General features: G+C 64.9%; 21 protein-coding genes. 6 read left to right on the top strand and 15 right to left on the bottom strand.

The features are described from left to right. Positions 1 to 44 precede the first annotated feature (44 nt). On the top strand, positions 45 to 290 hold the full coding sequence (locus AC5Y5W_RS01105; protein WP_500008665.1) for a hypothetical protein: 246 nt from the start codon (positions 45 to 47) through the stop codon (positions 288 to 290). Here AC5Y5W_RS01105 and AC5Y5W_RS01100 read toward each other — a convergent pair. Genes AC5Y5W_RS01100 through AC5Y5W_RS01085 form a run of 4 tightly spaced genes read right to left on the bottom strand, consistent with a single transcriptional unit; the run spans position 287 to position 4,530 of the window. Further along, positions 287 to 1,576 (bottom strand): cytochrome P450, encoded by a 1,290-nt coding sequence (locus tag AC5Y5W_RS01100; RefSeq protein WP_500008848.1) that lies wholly within the window; start codon positions 1,574 to 1,576, stop codon positions 287 to 289. The two genes, AC5Y5W_RS01105 and AC5Y5W_RS01100, sit on opposite strands and share 4 nt — an antisense overlap. A gap of 8 nt (positions 1,577 to 1,584) precedes the next feature. Continuing rightward, on the bottom strand, positions 1,585 to 2,511 hold the full coding sequence (locus AC5Y5W_RS01095; RefSeq protein ID WP_500008664.1) for an LLM class F420-dependent oxidoreductase: 927 nt from the start codon (positions 2,509 to 2,511) through the stop codon (positions 1,585 to 1,587). A 28-nt stretch (positions 2,512 to 2,539) separates the two neighbouring features. After that, a complete protein-coding gene (locus tag AC5Y5W_RS01090; protein ID WP_500008663.1) occupies positions 2,540 to 3,337 on the bottom strand; it encodes an enoyl-CoA hydratase/isomerase family protein in 798 nt (265 codons plus the stop codon). Continuing rightward, positions 3,334 to 4,530, bottom strand: a complete 1,197-nt coding sequence (locus tag AC5Y5W_RS01085) for a cytochrome P450 (protein ID WP_500008662.1) — start codon at positions 4,528 to 4,530, stop codon at positions 3,334 to 3,336. Before AC5Y5W_RS01085 ends, AC5Y5W_RS01090 begins: the two co-directional genes overlap by 4 nt. Before the next feature lie 94 nt (positions 4,531 to 4,624). On the opposite strand from AC5Y5W_RS01085, the gene AC5Y5W_RS01080 reads away from it, so the two are divergent. Continuing rightward, the gene (locus AC5Y5W_RS01080) at positions 4,625 to 5,437 is read left to right on the top strand and encodes an enoyl-CoA hydratase/isomerase family protein (RefSeq protein WP_500008661.1); all 813 of its coding nucleotides are present in this window, start codon (positions 4,625 to 4,627) and stop codon (positions 5,435 to 5,437) included. A gap of 3 nt (positions 5,438 to 5,440) precedes the next feature. Further along, complete coding sequence (locus AC5Y5W_RS01075; protein ID WP_500008660.1) at positions 5,441 to 6,643, top strand: acyl-CoA dehydrogenase family protein; 1,203 nt, start codon at positions 5,441 to 5,443, stop codon at positions 6,641 to 6,643. Here AC5Y5W_RS01075 and AC5Y5W_RS01070 read toward each other — a convergent pair. The 11 genes from AC5Y5W_RS01070 to AC5Y5W_RS01020 form a co-directional block, all read right to left on the bottom strand. Next, a complete protein-coding gene (locus AC5Y5W_RS01070; protein ID WP_500008659.1) occupies positions 6,609 to 7,376 on the bottom strand; it encodes an enoyl-CoA hydratase/isomerase family protein in 768 nt (255 codons plus the stop codon). The genes AC5Y5W_RS01075 and AC5Y5W_RS01070 overlap by 35 nt on opposite strands. Positions 7,377 to 7,383: 7 nt before the next feature. Continuing rightward, the gene (locus AC5Y5W_RS01065; protein ID WP_500008658.1) at positions 7,384 to 8,181 is read right to left on the bottom strand and encodes an enoyl-CoA hydratase/isomerase family protein; all 798 of its coding nucleotides are present in this window, start codon (positions 8,179 to 8,181) and stop codon (positions 7,384 to 7,386) included. Further along, positions 8,178 to 9,149 (bottom strand): NAD(P)H-dependent flavin oxidoreductase, encoded by a 972-nt coding sequence (locus AC5Y5W_RS01060; RefSeq protein WP_500008657.1) that lies wholly within the window; start codon positions 9,147 to 9,149, stop codon positions 8,178 to 8,180. The genes AC5Y5W_RS01065 and AC5Y5W_RS01060 overlap by 4 nt, the downstream gene beginning before the upstream one ends. Before the next feature lie 16 nt (positions 9,150 to 9,165). Then, positions 9,166 to 10,005 carry an enoyl-CoA hydratase/isomerase family protein gene (locus tag AC5Y5W_RS01055; protein ID WP_500021962.1) on the bottom strand — a complete coding sequence of 280 codons (840 nt, stop codon included), beginning with the start codon at positions 10,003 to 10,005 and terminating at the stop codon, positions 9,166 to 9,168. Then, a complete protein-coding gene (locus tag AC5Y5W_RS01050) occupies positions 10,002 to 10,235 on the bottom strand; it encodes a biotin/lipoyl-containing protein (RefSeq protein ID WP_500008655.1) in 234 nt (77 codons plus the stop codon). Before AC5Y5W_RS01050 ends, AC5Y5W_RS01055 begins: the two co-directional genes overlap by 4 nt. Further along, positions 10,232 to 12,253, bottom strand: a complete 2,022-nt coding sequence (locus AC5Y5W_RS01045; RefSeq protein WP_500008654.1) for an alpha-ketoacid dehydrogenase subunit alpha/beta — start codon at positions 12,251 to 12,253, stop codon at positions 10,232 to 10,234. Before AC5Y5W_RS01045 ends, AC5Y5W_RS01050 begins: the two co-directional genes overlap by 4 nt. A gap of 74 nt (positions 12,254 to 12,327) precedes the next feature. Further along, the gene (locus AC5Y5W_RS01040) at positions 12,328 to 12,723 is read right to left on the bottom strand and encodes a nuclear transport factor 2 family protein (RefSeq protein ID WP_500008653.1); all 396 of its coding nucleotides are present in this window, start codon (positions 12,721 to 12,723) and stop codon (positions 12,328 to 12,330) included. Continuing rightward, positions 12,720 to 13,115: a Zn-ribbon domain-containing OB-fold protein gene (locus AC5Y5W_RS01035; RefSeq protein WP_500008652.1), complete on the bottom strand. Its 396-nt coding sequence runs from the start codon at positions 13,113 to 13,115 to the stop codon at positions 12,720 to 12,722. Before AC5Y5W_RS01035 ends, AC5Y5W_RS01040 begins: the two co-directional genes overlap by 4 nt. Continuing rightward, positions 13,112 to 14,284: an acetyl-CoA acetyltransferase gene (locus tag AC5Y5W_RS01030; protein WP_500008651.1), complete on the bottom strand. Its 1,173-nt coding sequence runs from the start codon at positions 14,282 to 14,284 to the stop codon at positions 13,112 to 13,114. The genes AC5Y5W_RS01035 and AC5Y5W_RS01030 overlap by 4 nt, the downstream gene beginning before the upstream one ends. After that, positions 14,281 to 15,777, bottom strand: a complete 1,497-nt coding sequence (locus tag AC5Y5W_RS01025) for a class I adenylate-forming enzyme family protein (protein ID WP_500008650.1) — start codon at positions 15,775 to 15,777, stop codon at positions 14,281 to 14,283. The genes AC5Y5W_RS01030 and AC5Y5W_RS01025 overlap by 4 nt, the downstream gene beginning before the upstream one ends. Further along, a complete protein-coding gene (locus AC5Y5W_RS01020; protein ID WP_500008649.1) occupies positions 15,774 to 16,847 on the bottom strand; it encodes an LLM class flavin-dependent oxidoreductase in 1,074 nt (357 codons plus the stop codon). The genes AC5Y5W_RS01025 and AC5Y5W_RS01020 overlap by 4 nt, the downstream gene beginning before the upstream one ends. A 97-nt stretch (positions 16,848 to 16,944) precedes the next feature. Between AC5Y5W_RS01020 and AC5Y5W_RS01015 the strand changes: the two genes are divergently transcribed. From AC5Y5W_RS01015 to AC5Y5W_RS01005, 3 genes are read left to right on the top strand one after another with little or no spacing between them, the layout of a single operon-like run. Next, a complete protein-coding gene (locus tag AC5Y5W_RS01015; protein WP_500008648.1) occupies positions 16,945 to 17,784 on the top strand; it encodes a MaoC/PaaZ C-terminal domain-containing protein in 840 nt (279 codons plus the stop codon). Next, positions 17,778 to 18,410 carry a TetR/AcrR family transcriptional regulator gene (locus AC5Y5W_RS01010; RefSeq protein WP_500008647.1) on the top strand — a complete coding sequence of 211 codons (633 nt, stop codon included), beginning with the start codon at positions 17,778 to 17,780 and terminating at the stop codon, positions 18,408 to 18,410. Before AC5Y5W_RS01015 ends, AC5Y5W_RS01010 begins: the two co-directional genes overlap by 7 nt. Next, a complete protein-coding gene (locus AC5Y5W_RS01005) occupies positions 18,400 to 19,149 on the top strand; it encodes an SDR family NAD(P)-dependent oxidoreductase (RefSeq protein ID WP_500008646.1) in 750 nt (249 codons plus the stop codon). Before AC5Y5W_RS01010 ends, AC5Y5W_RS01005 begins: the two co-directional genes overlap by 11 nt. The last annotated feature ends 28 nt before the right edge of the window (positions 19,150 to 19,177 follow it).

The raw sequence follows: 19,177 nt of genomic DNA, 5'->3' as shown, positions 1-19,177 counted from the left end.
GCAACACGTTGATGACTCACGAATCTCCGCGCCGGAGAGTCGGTGTGGGTCTCGCCGTCGCTGCCGGCGGAGTGGCCCACTTCGTGTGGCCACAGCGGTTCGAACCACTCAACAAAGCACTCGGATTCAGCCGGCGCACACGCCTGCACGTCTATGCCAATGGAGCAATTGAGACGACGCTGGGTCTGACGATGATCAGCCGGAGAACCCGCAACCTGAACATCGCGCTGTCGATTGGCTATCCGATCTATCTGGCCACCAATGCTTTTCGGGCACGCCGTCTGAGCTAGGCCGGCGTGAGGCGGACCGGCAAATGCGTCGGTCCACGCAGGGAGGTGTTGGTCGACCACGTCGTCTCTCCTGCCGGGGCGATGGCGGCCGCCTGGGTGATCAGTTCGCGAAGTACCGCCTGCGCCTCCATCCGGGCCAACGGAGCGCCGAGGCACATGTGGGCACCGTAACCGAATGCGAGGTGGCTGCGCGGGTTGCGGTCTGCCCGATATTCATCGGGGTCCTCGTAAACCAGGGGATCTCGATTGGCGGCCGCGAACGACAGCAGGATCCGCGAGCCGGCGGGAATGGTCACGTTGCCGACGCGATAGTCGGAACGGGTGTAGCGGTACAGATTCTGGATCGGTGTGGAGAACCGCAACTGTTCCTCGACTGCCATACCGACGAGATCGGGGTTGGCGCGAATGAGCTCGAACTGATCGGGGTTGTGAGCCAGTGTGTCGAACATGCCGCCGAGTAGGTTGGTCGTCGTCTCGTTGCCCGCGATCAGCAACAACATCGCGATGAAGAACAACTGGTCATCGGTGAGGGCGCCATCGTCGTTGTGCGTGAGCAGCCTGCCGAGCACGGTGTCCGAGCCCTTGAGTCCGCCGGCGGCGAACTGTCGCTTGAAATATCGTTGCAGGGCGGCGATCGAGGCCACCGCCTTTGCAGACCGAACAATGCCGTGCAGCGTCGGTTCGAAGTCGACAATGTGGATGCCCGCGTCGGACCAGTGCCGGAACTGCTGGACGTCGCAGTCGGGAATGCCCATGATATGAGCAATCATTCGCACCGGCATCGGAATCGTAAGCCGCTGCACCACGTCACAACCGGGGTTCGCCAGCACGTCGGCGACCAACTCCTTAGCCAGTTTGTCAGTCATGGCCTGCCAACTCGCCATAGCACCCTTGCTGAATCCGGGCTGCACCTGCTTGCGCAGCCGCGCGTGTTCCTCACCGTCGGACAACACCAGGACCGGCGCCGAAATCTTGAAACGCGTGACACCCTCTGCACTGGTGACCGCGTCGGTGTCGCGCAGCGCCGCGCGGACATCTTCATGGCGGCTGAGAATCCACGTTGAGCGCTTGGGGTTGTAGTGCACCCCACCGCGGCGGTGCAGGGCGCGGTACGCCTCGAACGGCTGCGCCGCGGTGGCCCGATCCATCGGGTCGTAATCGGTATTGACCGCCCCGGCCCAGCCGCGGTACCCGCGTCGTCGCGTTCGGATCGCAGCGCCGATGTTCAGCCGGACCGCACTTACCAGTGGCTGCACGATCGTGTCCGGGACTCGTAGTGCCTGCATGATGTCCGTCAATTCAATCTCCCCGAGTGTGTGCTGATGACCGACGTACCGAACTGTTCGATGGCTTCCAGGGCGTGCGCGAGGCTGTCGCCCGGCACGCTCAGCTGCACCGCGCTCACACCGAGGTTCGCGAGTCGTTCCAGCTCGGAAAGGTAGGCGTCGACGTTGAATTCGGCTGTCCCCGGGGTGCCTCGCAAGCCGTTGAACGTGATGACGATCGTCGAGTGGTCTCGCCCCGCGGTGTCGCTGCGACGGCGCAAGTCCTCGATTCCGGCGGCAAGGCTGTCCCCGGCGTCCATGGCCGCAGTCTTGGTGACCCGAGCCAGAAGCGGTGCCGCAGCGAAGGGGCACCACCCATCGCCGTAACGAACGACGCGTTCCCGGGCGGCCGCCGTGTTACCGCCGACCCAGATCGGCGGGCAGCTAGCCGGACGGGGGTGCGCCGTGATCCCTTGCGCGGCGAAGTGCTTGCCAATGAAGGAGACATTGTCGGTGGTCCAAATGGCACGGACAACCTGCAGCGCCTCGTCCATCAGGGCGGCCCGCTGGTCGAAATCCACGCCGAGCGCGGCGAACTCGGCCCTAAGATAGCCCACCCCGACCGCCAACATAAATCGGCCACCGGACAAAAGATCGAGGGTGGCGCCGGATTTTGCGACCAGGAAGGGATTTCGATAGGGCAGTACGACGAGGTTGGGAATCAGCCGCAACGTCGTGGTGGCCGCCGCGGCGTAGGCCATGGCCACAAAGGGATCCAGCGCATCGTGGCCGCCGGATTCCAGCCACCGTTGGGTCGGCGCGGGATGATCGGTGAAGCCGAAGCCGTGGAATCCGGCCTGCTCGGCCGCCGACGCCACCGCGCCGATCGCAGATCCTGTCACCAGCTCGGGGTTGTAGGGATGCGTGTGCATCGGGTGGGTGATGATGAAACGCAATGGTTTTCGCCTTCCGTAACCGCTGGTCTCAGCGTCCACGGAAGTGCGGATCGCGTTTTTCCATGAATGCCGCGACGCCTTCCGCGACGTCATCGGTGCTCGCCACCTGCTCGACCAACAGAGCCTCGAATTTCAGCGCCGTACTCCGATCGGCATCCAGCGCATGATTGAGCATGGCCTTCGCGGCGGCCAGTGCGCGGGTCGGGCCGCTGGCCAGGCGCCCCGCCCAGTCGGTCAGCTCTGCGACGAACTCGGCATCTGGCACCACCTTGTTGATTAAACCGATCCGTTGAGCCTCCGGGGCAGAAAGTTCGGCGCCGAAGAAGAGCAGCTCCTTAGCCACGTTGAATGGGACCTTGCGGGCGAGAAGGTACGCCGCACCGCCGTCAGGAGCCAGTCCTCGGCGCGCGAAAAGCTCTATTATTCGGGCACTTTCGGCGGCAACGATGAGATCGCAGGCCAAGACCATGCTGGCGCCTACCCCGGCGGCCGCGCCGTTGAGCCCGCAGACGACCGGCTTCTCGCAGTCTTGCAACGCCGCGACGACGGCCTGCGACCCGGTTCGCAGGATGCGGGCGGCCTCGCCGGCGGCCCTGTCCGGGCTCGGGCGCATTTGGGGGTCTCGCAGGTTGGGTCCCGTGCAGAAGTGCTTTGTGCCACTGGCGGTCAGCACGACCGCTCTGATCTCCGGATCGGCCGAGGCTTTGCCCAAGTTGTCGATCAGGTCACGCTGCATCGCTCGCGTTATCGAATTGCCGGTGTCGGGCCGGTCGAGCACGAGCCAGCGCACCGAGTCCTTGGTGCGGGCATCAAGCCCGTCGATCATGTCCGGATCGGAACGCTCGACGGCCCGCGGACCGAGTTGGTGTGCACGAAGTCGACCGCGTCGTCGTCGACGTCCCAGGTGGGGAACCGGGCCAGGGTCTCCTCGATCGCGACCCGCGCCTCGAGGCGGGCCAGCGCGGCGCCGAGACAGAAATGCGATCCGTGGCCAAAGCTGATGTGGCGGATACCCGTTCGATTCACGTCGAAAACGTCGGCGTTCGGGTACTGGCGCTCGTCGCGCCCGGCCGAGCCGGTCAACAGGGCGACCTTGGATCCCGCCGGGATTACGGCGTCATGGTAGGTGGCATCCCGCAGGGTGAAGCGACCCTGCACCGGTGACGGGGCCTCGTAGCGCAGCAGTTCCTCGACCGCTCCGCCGATGAGGCTGGGGTTCTCGACCAGCTTTGCGCGCTCCTGTGGATACCGCGCCAACGTCAGTGCGGCCCATCCGAGTAGCCGGGCGACGGTCTCGTTACCCGCCACGTTGATCAGCGCGATGAACATCAAGACCTCGCCGTCATCGAGCCGACGGGTTTTGTGTCCCGGCTGCACAAGATCGGAATCCATCAGGTTGCTGACGATGTCTTCAGTCCGGGTGGCCCGCCGTTTGTGGACTTGATCGTAGTAGTAGCCGATCAGTTTCTCGTTGGCCTGCTTACCGATCTCGCCGAGCTCTGGGCTGCCCTCCTCGCGGTGGAGCTGTGCATCCGACCACTCCCTCAGGCTGTCGTGATCCTCCTCGGGAAACCCCAACAACGAGCTAATGACCATCACCGGCAGCTTCATTGAGAAATCACACACGTAGTCGAACCCACCGGCTCCGACATAGCCGTCCAAGTATCCGCGGCACAATGTGCGCACTCGATCCTCTAATTCGGCGACCTTGCTGCGAAAAAACGTGCGGTTCACCATCTTTCGCATCGCTGTGTGGTCGGGCGGATCCATCATGATCATCGCCTTCGGCGATGCCCACGGTTCGTCGGTGATCGCGTCGAGCGTCACGCCGTGCTCCGAGGAAAACGTGTCGGTGTCCAACGACGCCTCCATGACATCGGCGAACCTGCTCAACACGTAGAAGTCGTATTGTTCGTTGTGATAGAGCGGTGCCTCGTCGCGCAGACGTCGCCACACCCCGTACGGGTCTTTGTGCAGCGTGCGGTCGAACGGATCCCAGCGCAAATCCGCGGTCACCATCGGCACAGTCCTTTCCTCGGACGGGACGGGGCGCTAAACAATGGTACACTGCGCGTATCTCTGTTTAACAGTGGCGTCGAAGGGACGAGACACGTTGGAAACGCGCACTCTCGATCACGTCATCTACGAGAAGGACGGCCCGATCGCCCGGATCATCCTCAACAATCCGGAACGCGCCAACGCCCAGACGTCCCAAATGGTGCACAGCGTCAACGAGGCCCTCGACGATGCCCAGTACGACTACGCGATCAAGGTCGTCATCATCAAGGCGAACGGAAAGGGATTCTGCTCTGGGCACGTGCCTGACGGTAGCTATCCGGAGTTCAAGGCCGAACTCGATGCGTCCGGAAAAGTCTGGCGCTCGGCCGCGCAGTTGTTCCTGTGGCCGGTGCTCAAGCTCTGGGAGTTCCCGAAACCCGTGATCGCACAGGTGCACGGCTACGCCATCGGCGGCGGCACGACATGGGCATTGGTTCCCGAGATCACGGTCTGCTCGGATGACGCGTGGTTCCAGATGCCGCTCGTTCCCGGGTTCGGCCTGCCCGGATCGGAAACGATGTTCGAGCCGTGGGTCTTCATGAACTACAAGCGCGCCGCCGAATACCTCTACACCGCGCAGAAGATCACCGCCGAACAAGCGCTCGAGTTCGGCTTGGTGAACCGCGTCGTTCCCGCGGATCAGCTTGAGACCGCCGTCGAGGAACTGGCCGCCAAGATCGCCAAGGCGCCGCTGATCACGCTGCAAGCCACCAAGGCCGGCATCCTGCGGGCTTGGGAGAACATGGGTTTCCGGACTCACCAGCAGGCCAGCAACGATCTGCAGGCGGTCGTGACCGGGTCCAGGGAATTCCAGGAATACATGGCCGGACTGATGAAGAAGGCCGCCAAGCCCGCCGACCGGGTCTGAGCTATGCCGCTGAAACCGATCGTCCGGTTCGGTGGCGGCGAGCACGTCGATGCGCTGCGGAGCCGGGTGCGCAGGTGGCTCGACGAACATCTGCCCGACGAGTTTCGGCGCACTGCCGCCAACCCGGACTACCTGCCCCGTGATGCGCATGAGCGAGCGGTCGGGTTCTGCCGCGAGCTGCACGGCCAGGGCTGGTTCGTGCCGCACTGGCCAGCCCGATACGGGGGTGGTGGCCTCGGCGTCGTCGAGCAGGTGGTCATCCGCGAAGAGCTTGCCTACGCCGGCGCCCCGATAGTGAACACCAACGGCGTCAACATGCTTGCGCCGGTGCTGTTTGCGTTCGGTACACCGCAACAACAAGGCGAGCACTTACCAGCTATCGCACGCTCGGAGCGGATGTGGGCGCAGGGATACTCCGAGCCCGACGCCGGTTCGGATCTCGCGGCGCTGCGGATGACCGCTCGTCGAGACCACGACTGCTACGTGCTGGACGGGCAGAAGACATGGACGAGCAATGGCGTGCTCGCCGACTGGATCTTTGTGCTTGCCCGAACGTCGCCCGTGGGTGACAAGCGGCAAGCCGGCATATCGTTTTTCCTCGTCGACCTGTCGACGCCGGGGATCACCCGTCGCCCGATCAATTCGATGACCGGCTATCCGACCTTCGCCGAGGAGTTCTTCGACGGTGTGCGCGTCCCGGCGGCGAATCTGGTCGGCGGCGAGGGCGAAGGCTGGAAAGTAGCCAAGGCGCTGCTGGACGCCGAGCGGTCGAACGTCACCCGGGCTGGGCAGGCACAGCGCTTTCTCGACGAGCTTGTCGATTGGTGCCACGGCCAGCGCGGATCGGCCCACGATCCGCTGGCCGATCCGATGAACCGGATGGCCCTGGCGCGTGCCGTCGAGCGAGTGGAGGTGGGCCGCGCACTGTCCTACCGCGTGGCGCACCTGCAGGCCGCGGGTGCGCTGGACCGGGCGCTTCCGTCGCTGTCGAAGCTCTACCACTCCGAGCTCACTGCCGAGCTGCGCCAGCTCGGTGCCAAGATCCTCGGTCCTGCAGGCGAGTTGATGCCCGACGATCCCGAAGCGCTGCTGCACGGTCACTTCTCGGAGGGTCTGCTGCTGTCGTTGCTGCACACGATTGGCGGTGGGACGAGCGAGATTCAGCGTGATCTCATTTCGACCACGGGCCTCGGGCTTCCCCGCTAGCGGAACGCTGCTGGGCGACGGTGGCCATCGCCAACTCCAGGGGGTGAAACGCCGACAGCTGCGCCGCTTCGGCGGCGTTGATCAGCCGCTTGGTCATCTCGATCGCGCCCGCGTCGGACTTCGCGAGTTGCACGGCGGTGTGTTCGGCGTGCGCGATCGCCGAACCGGGCTCGACGACGTCGGTCACCAAGCCGACGTGCTGGGCCTCCACAGCGGACAATCGCGTGCCGCGCAACAGCAGCGAGGCGGCGCGGTGCCGGCCGAGCTGTTGGGTCAGTCGCCAGGCCAGCCCCCCGTCGGGGACGACCGCCCGGGCGACGAAGGGTGCGCTGAAAAACGCATCGGAGGCACAGATCACCAGATCGCACGACAGCGCGAGACTCCAACCCAGACCGACCGCGGCACCCTCGACCGCCGCAATGGTCGGCACCGGCATCGCTTTGAGCTGTTCCATCACTCGCTGCGCGTGCTCGACGCGACCCGCCGGACCTAGAGGTCCCGAGCCGTACGCCGGTCCGGTCTTCAAATCGCCGCCGGCACTGAAGAACCCGCCCGTGCCGGCGATGACGATGCCGCGCACATCATCGTCGGCCACCACCTCGGCGAGAACGCGCGACAACTCCGTCCACGACTCGTAGCGCAACGCGTTGCGCTGACCGGGCCGATTGAGCATCACCCGCGCGACGGCGCCGTGGTCCTCACGCACTATCAGAGCTGCGTCGGTATCGACCATCGACCACTTACCTGTTCAGGAACTTGTCGATAGCGGCCCGATGCTCGGGAGTTGTGAAACATTCAGTCTCCGCGGAAATTCCATATTCTAGGACTGCGGTGATCGCCCGTTCAGCGTGCAGGTTCAGCGTGCGCTTGGTGTCCTGCACGGCGCGCGCCGGCAGCGCCGCGAGCCGGTGCGCCAGGGCGAGCCCCTCCTGTTTGATCGACTCATGCGACACCACCCGATTGGCCAGGCCGAGCTCCACCGCCTTGTCCGCCTTGATCCGCTCTCCGAGCAGCAGGTACTCCTTGGCCTTAAGGAGGCTCATCAACAGCGGCCATAAGACCGAACCGCCATCGCCGGCGACCAGACCGCTGGCAACGTGGGTGTCGGCGAAGAATGCGCGGTCGGACATCAGCACGATGTCGCACAAAACTGCAATGCTGCAACCGAATCCGACCGCGGGTCCGTTGACCGCGGCGACGATCGGCAGCGGGAAGTCGACCATGTCACGCACGATCCTTCTGGCATCGCGCATGCCGGCGCGGCGCGTCACCGGGTTGTTGACATGGGTCTCGAGCCACTCGACGAGGTTTCCGCCCGCCGAGAAGTAGTCACCGGTACCGGTCACCAGTACAGCCCGCGCGTCGGCGTCTTCGCTAAGCCTGCTCCACAGCCGGGCGAACGCACCGTGCATCGCATTGTTCACCGCGTTGGCATCGCCAGGGTTGTTCAGCGTCACGATCCGCACCGGACCGTCGTTGGCCACCAAGATCTCCTCACATCCGGTGAGCTCCGACGTGCCGGGTGGCAGCCCGGTCATCGTAGAGCCCCGCACAAGCGCTCGTTGATGATCTCTTCGGCCTCACTCACGATTCGGGACACCAACTCACCCGCCGTAGGGATGTCGTCGATCAGACCCATCGAGGTCCCGATCCACCAGATGCCGGCGTCTAGATCCCCGGACTCATAGACCTTCGCACCGCGTTTCCCCGCAACCAGATGAGCGATGTCGTCGAACTTCCCTCCATGATCAAGGATTTCGACGACTTCACGAGACACCGCGTTGCTCGCGACCCGGCCGGTGTTACGCAACGGCCGGAAGATGAGGTCGGTGTCGAGCTCGCTGCCAGCGACGACAGCTTCCTTGACGTTCTGGTGGATTGCGGACTCCTCCGTGCACATGAACCGCGACCCCATGTTGATCCCGTCGGCCCCCAGCGCCAACGCGGCCACCAGCCCCCGGGCATCGGCAAAGCCGCCCGAGGCGATCATCGGGATCTCGATCTTGGCCGCCGCGGCCGGGATCAACACCAGCCCGGGGATGTCGTCTTCACCGGGATGGCCCGCGCACTCGAATCCGTCGATGCTGATGCCGTCCACGCCGAGGCTCTGCGCCTTGACCGCGTGGCGCACCGAGGTGCACTTGTGCAAGACCTTGATGCCATTGTCGTGGAACATCGGCAGGTGCGGCGCGGGATTAGACCCGGCGGTTTCGACGATCTTGATGCCGGCGTCGACGATCACCCGTCGGTATTCGTCGTAGGGCGGCGGATTGATCGTCGGCAGGATCGTCAGGTTGACCCCGAACGGCTTGTCTGTCATATCGCGGCACCGCGCGATTTCGTTCGCCAGGTCGGCGGGTTTCGGCTGTGTCAAGGCGGTGATTAAACCGAGTGCCCCTGAATTCGCGACGGCTGCAACAAGCTCGGCACGACCGACCCACTGCATCCCGCCCTGTACGATCGGGTGCTCGACACCGAACACCTCGGTGAATCTTGTCGTGATCAACGGCAGTCGATTCCTTTCAGGAGTCGGACGGCATCCACGCCGGTCTGCGGGTCTGGACAAACGCGTCTCGCTCGTGACCCGCGGTCCAGTTGGGGGATCGCTTTTGTAAGAACGCCGTGAAAGCCTCGATCTGCTCGGCGGTGCCCATCGTCGCCCAGTAACCGGATACGTCCACCGGGGGCAACGCCCGCCACATCTCGCGCTTCATCGCCGCGCGGGCGGCGGGGCCGGTCATGCGGACCCGTTCCAGCAGCGTCTCGGTTTCCGACTCGAGCGACTCGTGCGGCACCAGTTTGCCGACGATGCCCAGCCGTTCGGCTTCGGCCGCGTCGATCCAGTCGTTTCCGTAGATGAGGTGGTTCGCCCGTAATGTGCCGACACGTTGCGGAATACGGGCCGCGATGAAGGCTTCGAATACCCCGCGAGTGAGATCGGGCACACGGAATTTTGCTCGATCCGAGGCGATGACCAGGTCCGCGAACAGCGTCATCACCAGACCGCCGCCAAGGGCCATGCCGTTCACAGCACACAGAACGATCTTGGGAATCTTGCCGAGCGTCTCAAAGGGTGTCGCGTCATAGGCCTCGGTGAAGGCGTCCCAGCCGCGGTCAGGGTTTCCCACGGCGTTCATGTCGCCGCCGGCGCAGAATGCGTCACCAGACCCGGTGAGCACAAGAAAGTTCAGGTCGGGCTCGTCGGCCACGATCATCGCGGCACGTTTGATGCCGTGATAGCCGTCGGCGGTCAGGGCGTTGCGCTTCTCCGGCCGGTCGATCGTCACGGTCAGGGTATCTCCGCGAATACGACCCGCCAGCTCGGCCGCGCCGAGGTCGACCGACTCGGGCAGCTGCGTCACGGTGCCTCGATCACGGCGAGCAACTCGCCGACCCCGTAGCTGCCCCCGACGTCCACCTTCCAGGTCACCACGCCACTGGCCGGGGCTTCGATGTCCATATCGACCTTGTCGGTGACGATCTCGTACAGCGGGTCGCCCTCCGTGACCGACTGCCCGTCCGCCACATGGACCTGCGTGAGTTCCGCTTCGGTGATCGCGTCGCCCGGTTTGGGCATTCGCACCTCAGTCACACGATCCTCCTGACCGCCTCGACAAGCTGGCTGGTGTTCGGGCGACATGCCGCCTCCAGGCTCGCGGCACGCGGCACGGGCGTGTAGGTGCCCGCCACTCGTTGAATGGGCGCCGACAGCTCACCGAACAGCTCCGTGCCGACGGCAGCGGAGATCTCAGCGCCCGGCCCACAGAAACCAACCGATTCGTGAGTAACCACCAGACGCTTGGTCTTGCGGACAGAGTCCAGGACAGTGACGAGGTCCAGCGGTACGAGCGTTCGAAGGTCAACCACTTCAACGGAAACATCTTCGGCCTCAAGCTCTTTGGCTGCATCCAGCGCCGCATGCACCATCACGCCATAGGTGCAGATCGTGACGTCGCCCCCCGTCCGCTTGACGTCGGCCTGGCCAAGTGGAATCACGTAATCCGCAACGGGAACAGGGCCTTTTCCGCCGCCATAGTAAAGCTTCATCGACTCGATGAACAGACACGGATCGTTCTCGGCCAGGCACGCATTGAGCAAGCCGACCGCGTCGGCCGCGGTGCTGGGCCACACCACGTTGATTCCGGGAATGTGCATCGCCCACGCTTCAAAGGCTTGGGAATGTTGCGGTCCCGCAGCCGTTCCCACCATTGTGCGGATCACCATCGGTGCGCCTTTGCGGCCACCCGACATGTAACGGACCTTGGCAGCATGGTTGCCGATCTGATCCATCGCCACACCGAGGAAGTCCATGAACATCAGCTCGGCAACCGGGCGAAGCCCGCCCAGCGCAGCACCGAGGGCCGCACCGATGATCGACGATTCCGCAATCGGGGTATCGAGCACGCGATTGTCGCCGTACTTCGCCGAAAGACCCGCCGTGATCTTGAACATGCCTCCGCCTGAGGCGTCCCCGATGTCCTCACCCAGCAAAATGATCGAATCGTTGGCCGCCATCGCCCGGTCGAGGGTGCGATGAATCGCCTGGACCAGCCCGAGATCTTCGGTGTCGCCGCGCGGCAGCGTCGCATGGACCTGCCCGCGCACGGCCACTTCGGATCCGTTGCCGGTGAATACATCACGGGTGAGTTCGTCAACGTCAGGTTGCGCAGCATCGCGCGCCGACGCGAACGCTTCCTCGATTTCGGCGGCCAGTGTGGAATCGATCCTGTCGAGGTCTGCCGCCGTGGCGGCGCCTTCCTCGATCAGACTCTTGCGATACCGGGCGAACGGCGGGTCGGCGCGTTTGGCGGCGAGCTCGTCGGGGTCGGCGTAGCCCATGGCGTCGCCGAAGTAATGGCCCTGGAGCCGGTAGGCGACAGCTTCTACGAACGTCGGGCCGTGGCCTGACCTGGCCCGTTCGACTGCATCGTGGACTGCGGTGTAGACCGCCCGCGGATCGGTGCCGTCGACGGTGGCTCCCTGCATCGAGTAGCCGGCGGCCCTGTCCGATAACCGTTTTGAGCGGGTGTACCGCGCCATCGCTGTGCATTCGGCCCATGCGTTGTTCTGGCAGAAGAATACGACGGGCAGCGACCACAGCGCGGCCATGTTCATCGCCTCGTGGACGTAGCCGATGCTGGTGGCGCCGTCGCCGAAGCTGACGAGCACCACCTGCCCGGTCTTGCGATGCGACGCCGCCAACGCGATGCCATTGCCGATGAGTGGGCCGGCGCCGACAATGCCGGTTGTCCAGGCGATTCCGTGGTCGGGATCGAATATGCCCATGGCGCCGGCCTTGCCTTTCGACAGGCCAGTGCGCCGCCCGAGGATCTCACCGAAGTAACCGGCCAGGTCGATCCCCTTGGCGACGACGTCGCCCAGCCCGCGATAGGTGGTGACCAGTTGATCGGAGTGGGACAACGCCAGTGCCGCGCCGGCCGACATCGCTTCCTGCCCGTCCACCGGCCAGTAGCTCATCGCGATCTCTCCGGACGACAAGCCTTTTCGAACCCGTTGATCGGCGTGGTGGACCTTGCTCATCAGGCGATACAACTCAATGGCGCGATCGCTGCTCAGCGTTTCACGCCCGGTGTCTAGCTGCGTGGCCATCACTTCTCCTGTTATGAGATGGACTGGCCACGAGTCTACAATATGACGAATTTTGTTCATTCGTTCGATGTCTCTCAGAGTGCGGCTGTCGGGGAGTTCAGCTGGTCGGCCAGCAGCATGCGGTCGAAGTAACAGCGCTCCAGTATCAGGTCGGGCCCACGAAACCCGAAGAGGTTGATGCTGAGCATGTTTATTGTCGTGCCCGGCGCGGTGGTCCGGGTCTCGACAACCAACCCGTTGTCGCCGTGGTATAGCGCCTCTGCCGAATAGCGCAGCAGCGGAAGATCTTTCCACTGCTGCAGCAACATGCCGCGTACCGCTGCATCGCCGTCGAAAACAGCTCCGGTAGGAATTATTTCGTATCGGGGATGGGTGAAAGTGGCCAACGCCGCATCAACATCGCGAGCATTTTCGGCGTCGACGTGCCGCAGCACCAGGTCTTGTCGGTGCCGTTGCAGCTGAGTTGTCATCGGGGCTCGAACACCGCAAGGTTGCGACCGCCGTCGAGCGGCACCCAGGCCACCGAAACGCGATCTCCGACCGCGGGAGGGACACCAAAGACGTTGGACATCAGGCGAACTCCTTCATCGAGATCCACCAGCACCACCGAGTAGGGCACCGTGTCGGCCAGCGCGGGCAATGCGGCGCGGTGATGCACGCTAACCGCGTAGACGACGCCGTCTCCGCTGAGCTTCTCCCAGCACAGCTTCGACTCGCCGCAGTGTGGGCAGATAAAGCGCGGGTACCACACCAGACGTCGACAGGAATCGCAGCGCTGCATCGTCAGCTCGTGCCGGCGGGTAGCTTCCCAGTACGGAGCCGACGCCGCGCTAGGTTCGGGTACCGGAAGGGCGTCGCTCATAAGGTTGCCTCCGTTCCCAGGATTACCGTCGACGTCGCTGACAGCACACCGCCGGTGCCATGTGCCAGCGCGGTCTGCGCGCCCGCGACCTGCCGGTCGCCGCATTCGCCCCGCAATTGCCGGGTGGCCTCGACGAGCAAGAAGACGCCAAAAGCACCAGGGTGGGTGTAGGCGAGTCCGCCGCCGCTGGTCTGGCCCGGCAGTGCGCCGCCTGGGGCCAAGACGCCGTCTCCGACAAAGGCACCGCCCTCCCCTTTCGCGCAGAAACCGAGGTCTTCCAGCGCCAGCAGCACCGTGATGGTGAACGAGTCGTAGAGCTGCACCACGTCGATCTGATCCGGAGTCAGCCCGGCGGCGGCGAAGGCCGCCGGTCCCGATATGGCGCCGGGCGTGAGGGTGAGGTCGGGCATCTGCGAGATCATCGCGTGCGATGCGGCCGACGCGGCGCCCAGCACGTAGGCCGGCGGCTTGGCAAGCGAGCGGGCCCGCTCGGCGCTGGTGACGACGACGGCGGCCGCCCCATCGGTCACCAGGCAGCATTCGAGCTTGTGCACTGGCTCGGCGAGGAACCCCGAGCTAAGTATGTCGTCGATGGTGATCGGGTCACGAAGGTGCGCCCGCGGATTTCGCGCTGCCCATGCCCGGGTGTCGACGGCGATCTGCGCGAGCTGTTCGGCGGTGGTGCCGTAGACCGCCATATGCCGATTGGCCGCGAGCGCGTATGCGCTGATCGGCAACATCACCCCAAACGGCATCTCCCACTCCAGTCGTTCGGGGGTGGCGAACACCCCGAGTCCTTTTTCACCACGCTTGCGCGCGGCGCGCGGTGTCGAGGCGTACACGATCACCACTGTCTCCGCGAGGCCGGCGGCGATGGCGGCGGCGGCGTGTTCGACATACAGTCCGTAACTCGCGCCGCCGATTTGCGTGGCGTCGGTGAATCTTGGTGTGATTCCCAGATATTCGGCCAGCTCCACGGAATGCATCAACGTGCCGCCGGTGCAGCTGCACAGCCCGTCAACGTCACGCAGCGACAACCCCGCGTCGGCCAGCGCAGCGGAAACGACGCGGGCCTCCAACTCCCGCAGCGGTACGTCGATGACGCCGGACGGCGACACCTCGTCGGCGACACCGACTACCGCGGCCGCTCCTCGGGTTTCGACACTCAACTCCGTTTCCCTTCGAACAGTTCGCGCAGTCCGGGCTGGCTGACCTTCAGCGACGGCGTTCGCGGCAGTTCGCCGACGATCACCAGCTTGGCCGGCACCTGATAGCGGGTGAGGCGCTCGCGTGCATAGTCGAGCAGCTCTTCGGTCTCGACTCGGGCGCCGTCGGCGAGTTCGACCGCACCGACCGGCACCGCGCCAAGCCGTTCGTCGGGAATACCGGTGATCCCCGCGTCGCGCACGGCGGGATGGCTGCGCAGCACCGTGACGATGTCGGCGGGAGCGACCTTGAACCCGCCTCGGATGATCACATCGTCGGTGCGGCCCTCGACGTAGAGAAAACCGTCGGTGTCGACCCGGCCGAGATCAGTGGTGCGTACCCATTCGCCGCCCCGGGTGCGAATCTCGATCAGACCTTGCTCCCCGATCGGCAACTCGGCGCCGTCGTCGACAGACACAATGCGGATCTCGCGTCCGCTTTGCGGGCGACCGACGCTGCCGCGCTTGGCCTTTGCCCACTCGCGGTGCAACGCGAGGTTCCAGCCCGCGACGCCGCCGGCGAACTCGGTGGCGCCATAGGACGGCAGCACCGCCACGCCGAAGCGTTCCTCGAACTGCTCCTGAACGGGCACCGGAAGGTGAGCGGTCCCCGAGGTGACCACCTCGACACTCGAGAACACGTCGGGATCAACCTGTGCGTCGAGCACCATCGCCAGCGCGGACGGCACCAGGCTGAGCGCTTTGGGACGGTGACGCACCACTAGGTCGACGAAGTCGGGTACCCGGAATCTGTCCAGCAGTGCGATCCGGCGCCCTTGCCAGATGTTGAGCAGGGCGCGAAACAGCCCGGACATGTGCACCAGCGGTGAGCTGACGATCGCCACCCCGGTCCGCAGCCGCAGGTCGTCGGTGGTGTCGCCCGACCCGTAGTGCGCTGAGGCAGCCGCCACGGTGTGCTCGAATGCTTGATACGCCAACGGTATTCGCTTGGGCGGTCCAGTGGTCCCGCTGGTGAGCATCTCGACGGCGATGCCGTCGGGCTCTTCCCGGAACGGACCGTCGCCGAGCTTGCCCAGCCCCGCAACGGCCGACACGAGCGAGGGTCCGCTGGCCACCTCGATCCCCAGTGAGCCGGATGCGGCCGCGGCGACGCCGGCTCGCTCCCAGTCCGCGCCGAGCCCGATCACCGCGGGAACCCGTAGCTCCTCGATGTCGGCGGCTAGTCCGGCGTCGCCGTGGGATGCGTTGATGGTGACAATGCAGCCGTCGGCCAGTATCACGCCAAGCAATGCCGCCACCATCGCAGGATGATTGCGCAGGACGACGCCAACCGGAGACCCCTCGCTCAAACCCGCAGATCTCAACAAGCTTTCAACTCCGGTGGCGATGTCGCCAATCGCCTGCCAGTCGGTCCAGACGCCCTGGTACTCGATCGCAGGGGCAGAGGGATCGAGCGCCAGGATTGCGCGGATTCGAGCGCTCAGCCGTTGGCTCAAGCCGGCGCCGCCGCGAGCTCGGCCGCCGCCGGAATCACCTCTTCGGCGAACAGTTTCATCGACTCGTAGACCTTGGCCCGGTCCATCGCGCCACCCCGCGACATCCGGAGGATGATGTTGCGCCAGCCCATGTCGACCACGGTGCGCATCTTCTCGATGATCCGGTCCGGGTCACCCATCAGCGTCAGATGAGAATTCAGCACCTGCTCGTAGCTCTGCTTGTCATGTTTCTGGAACCAGTCGGAGTAGGCCTTGTAGTCAGCCGGTATCTCACCGCCGCGTTCGAATGGGTTGGAGTACTGGCGATGGGTCTGGATGGACATCTCGACGCTTTCGCGCGGATAGGTGCGGGCGAACTCGTCGTCAGTGTGACAGAACGCGTTCAGCAGCGCCCAGACGCCACTCGTCTGCGCCGTCCGACCTTTCTTGGCTTGGGTTTCGAGGTAGATGTCAAGCGCGCCCTGCAGGTCCGGGTCGACCTGATAGGGGTTGCCGATGATGGCGCCGAATCCCTTGTCGGCGAGCCACTCGAAGCTCGACGGTGTCTTCATCACCGTGCCCCACACTGGGATCGGATTCTGCACCGGGCGCGGTTCAACGGTCACATCCTCGAGCTGCCAGTACTTGCCCTGGTAGCTCACGTTGTCCTGGGTCAACAGCAAATCGACGATCTCCACGCACTCCTGGTAGCGGGTGGTGGCCTCGTCCATCGATATGCCGAAGCCCTTGAACTCGTGCGCCTGATACCCACGCCCGAAGCCGGCATCGAAGCGCCCGCCACTCAGGCTGTCGACCATGGCGATGCGCTCGGCCAGGTGAATCGGGTCGTGGAAGGGTGCCACCATGCATGCGGTGCCGATCCTGATCCGCTCCGTCTGCGCGGCGATTGCCGCGGCCACCAGCGGGAGATCGGCAAGCGAGCCATACGGCGAGAAGTGGTGTTCGGCCAGCCAGATCTCGTCATAGCCCAGCTCCTCGGCCCACCGCGCCTCCTCGAGCACATTGGCGAAAACCTCCTGGTGGCTGAGGTTGTGGGGCTTGTCGCCGAGGATGAACACGCCGAACCGCATGCCGACACCTCCGTCTAAAAATATAGTTGCAGTTACTGCCACTATATTGCACGATCGAACAGGTATCGTCAATCCGTTCTATCCCAGTGGAGGCCTTGTGACCGTGCCCGCGACCCTCTCCGACACCCTGGTAGGCACCACCCTGGCACCAACGAGCTTCCGGTGGACGAGCGCCGACGTCGTCCTCTACGCGCTTGGCGTCGGGGCACGTCCGCCCGGCGAACTGAACCTGCTCGACGAGCACCGGGGGCCGGAGGTGCTTCCCACCTTCGCGTTGATTGCCAACTGGTGGGCGGTCAAGGATCTGCGCGCCACGCTGAATCTCGGATCCTCGCCGATCGTGCACTCGGCACAGTCGTTACAACTCGACCGGCCGGTTGATTCCAGCGGCGAGGTGAATGTGACAGCGGAAGTCACCGGGATCTGGGACACCGGCAAGCATGCCGCAATCGAGGTGACCTCACGCGGCGTCGACTCCGAGGGCCCGTTGTTCACCGCAACCGGGGAGACGATGGTGTTGGGCGGCGGCGGCTTCGGCGGGTCCCGCGGCCCAGCGCGGGCGGCGGACCCAACGAGCACACCCGACTCGGTGTACGCCGATGTGGTCCGCCCTGAGCAGGCCGCCATCTACCGCCTCAGCGGGGACCGCAACCCACTGCACATCGATCCCACCGCAGCGCGCAAATTCGGTTTTGACGACGTCTTCCTGCATGGCTTGTGCACCCTGGGCTTCGCCGCGCGGGCGCTGATCAAGGCGGTCGGCGGCGGTGTCCCCCAACGGCTGACCTCGATCGAATGCCGGTTCGCCAAGCCGGTCAAACTCGACGCTGAACTGTGCACCGCTATCTGGCGCACTGGCGATTCCGTCCGATTTCAGACCCGGCAAGGTGACGTTGTCGCGCTCAGTGCCGGCGCGGCCACCATGAGGGGATGCTGACCATGGATCAACGGCGAGCCCGCGGCCAACGCAATCGGGAGTCGCTGATCGCCGCGGCCCTCGACCTGTTCACCGCCAACGGATACGACCAGACGACTGTCGAACAGATCTCCGCGGCGGCCGGGGTCGCCCCACGAACGTTCTTTCATCATTTCTCTACCAAGGACGACATCCTCTTTCACGGCTATGCCGAGCGCCTCGAGGAAGCCACCCGGCGCTTTCGCGCATCGAAGTCGGGCCCGCTGGCCAGTGCGCTCGCCGAAGCTTCCGAGGCCGTCGCGCTGGCCATCAGCGAACAGCCGGAGATCTTTCTGGTCCGGGCACAGATGTACCACCGTCTACCCGCACTACGTGCGACGATGCTGCGGATCAACGAAGACTGGATCGATCAGATGACCGCAGAAGTGGCGCGCTGGCTGGGCACCGACCCGCACCTTGATGTGCGGCCCCGGCTGGCCGCCACGGTGATCAACGGCGCCAACCGCGCCGCGATCGACGTCTGGGTGGCCGGTGGCGGAACGGATGACCTGGTCGCCACTATGGCCGAAACAGTCGCGCTGATGCGACCGTCAATCACCCGCATCGAGCGCGCGGTCAAAGGGAGCAGGGGGCGCCGTGTCGGATGAGCGACGCCCACTTGCGGTGGTCACCGGCGGAGCGCGCGGCATAGGCGAGGCGATCGTCGCCGAGCTGATCGAGGCCGGCTACCGGACCGCCGTCGTCGACGTGAACGCCAAAGCGATCGGGCGCGCCCACGACACTGATGCGGCCCGCGCCGGACTGCTCATCCCGTTGCAGCTGTCGATTACCGACCGTGCCGCGGTCGAGGCGGCGATGAACGACCTAGCCGTCCAACATGGTCCGATTCGCGCACTGATCAACAACGCAGGGATGACGCTGCCGGCCACGTTCTTGGATCAGACCGACGAGGACTGGGACCACATCGTCGACGTCAACCTCAAGGGCACATTCATCATGGCGCAAGTGGTCGCCCGACAGATGGTCGACGAGAGGACGGGAGCCATCGTGAATATCAGCTCGGTGTCGGCACACGGCGTGCGCACCGGCCCCCCGGCCTACGCCGCGGCCAAAGCCGGCGTCGAAGGCCTGAGCCGGTTGATGGCCGTGCAACTCGGACCGCTCGGCGTCCGGGTGAACACGGTGGTGGTCGGCACCACCGCAACCCCGTGGCTGCTGTCGCGCAAGTCCGACAGCGAGATCGAACAGATGCGGGCCTCAACGCTGACCGGGCAGATCGGCGAACCCGGCGACGTGGCCCGCGTGGTCGTATTCTTGTGCTCACCCGACGCGAAACACCTCACCGGCCAGCTCATTTCGGTCTCCGGCGGCCAGTGGATGCCCTGATATCCCCAGGCGGAACGATGAAACATTT

This window comes from Mycobacterium sp. NGS51 (genome assembly GCF_059812525.1).
The sequence above is the reverse complement of the archived record's forward strand: the minus strand, read 5'-3'. Positions and strand labels throughout refer to the sequence as shown.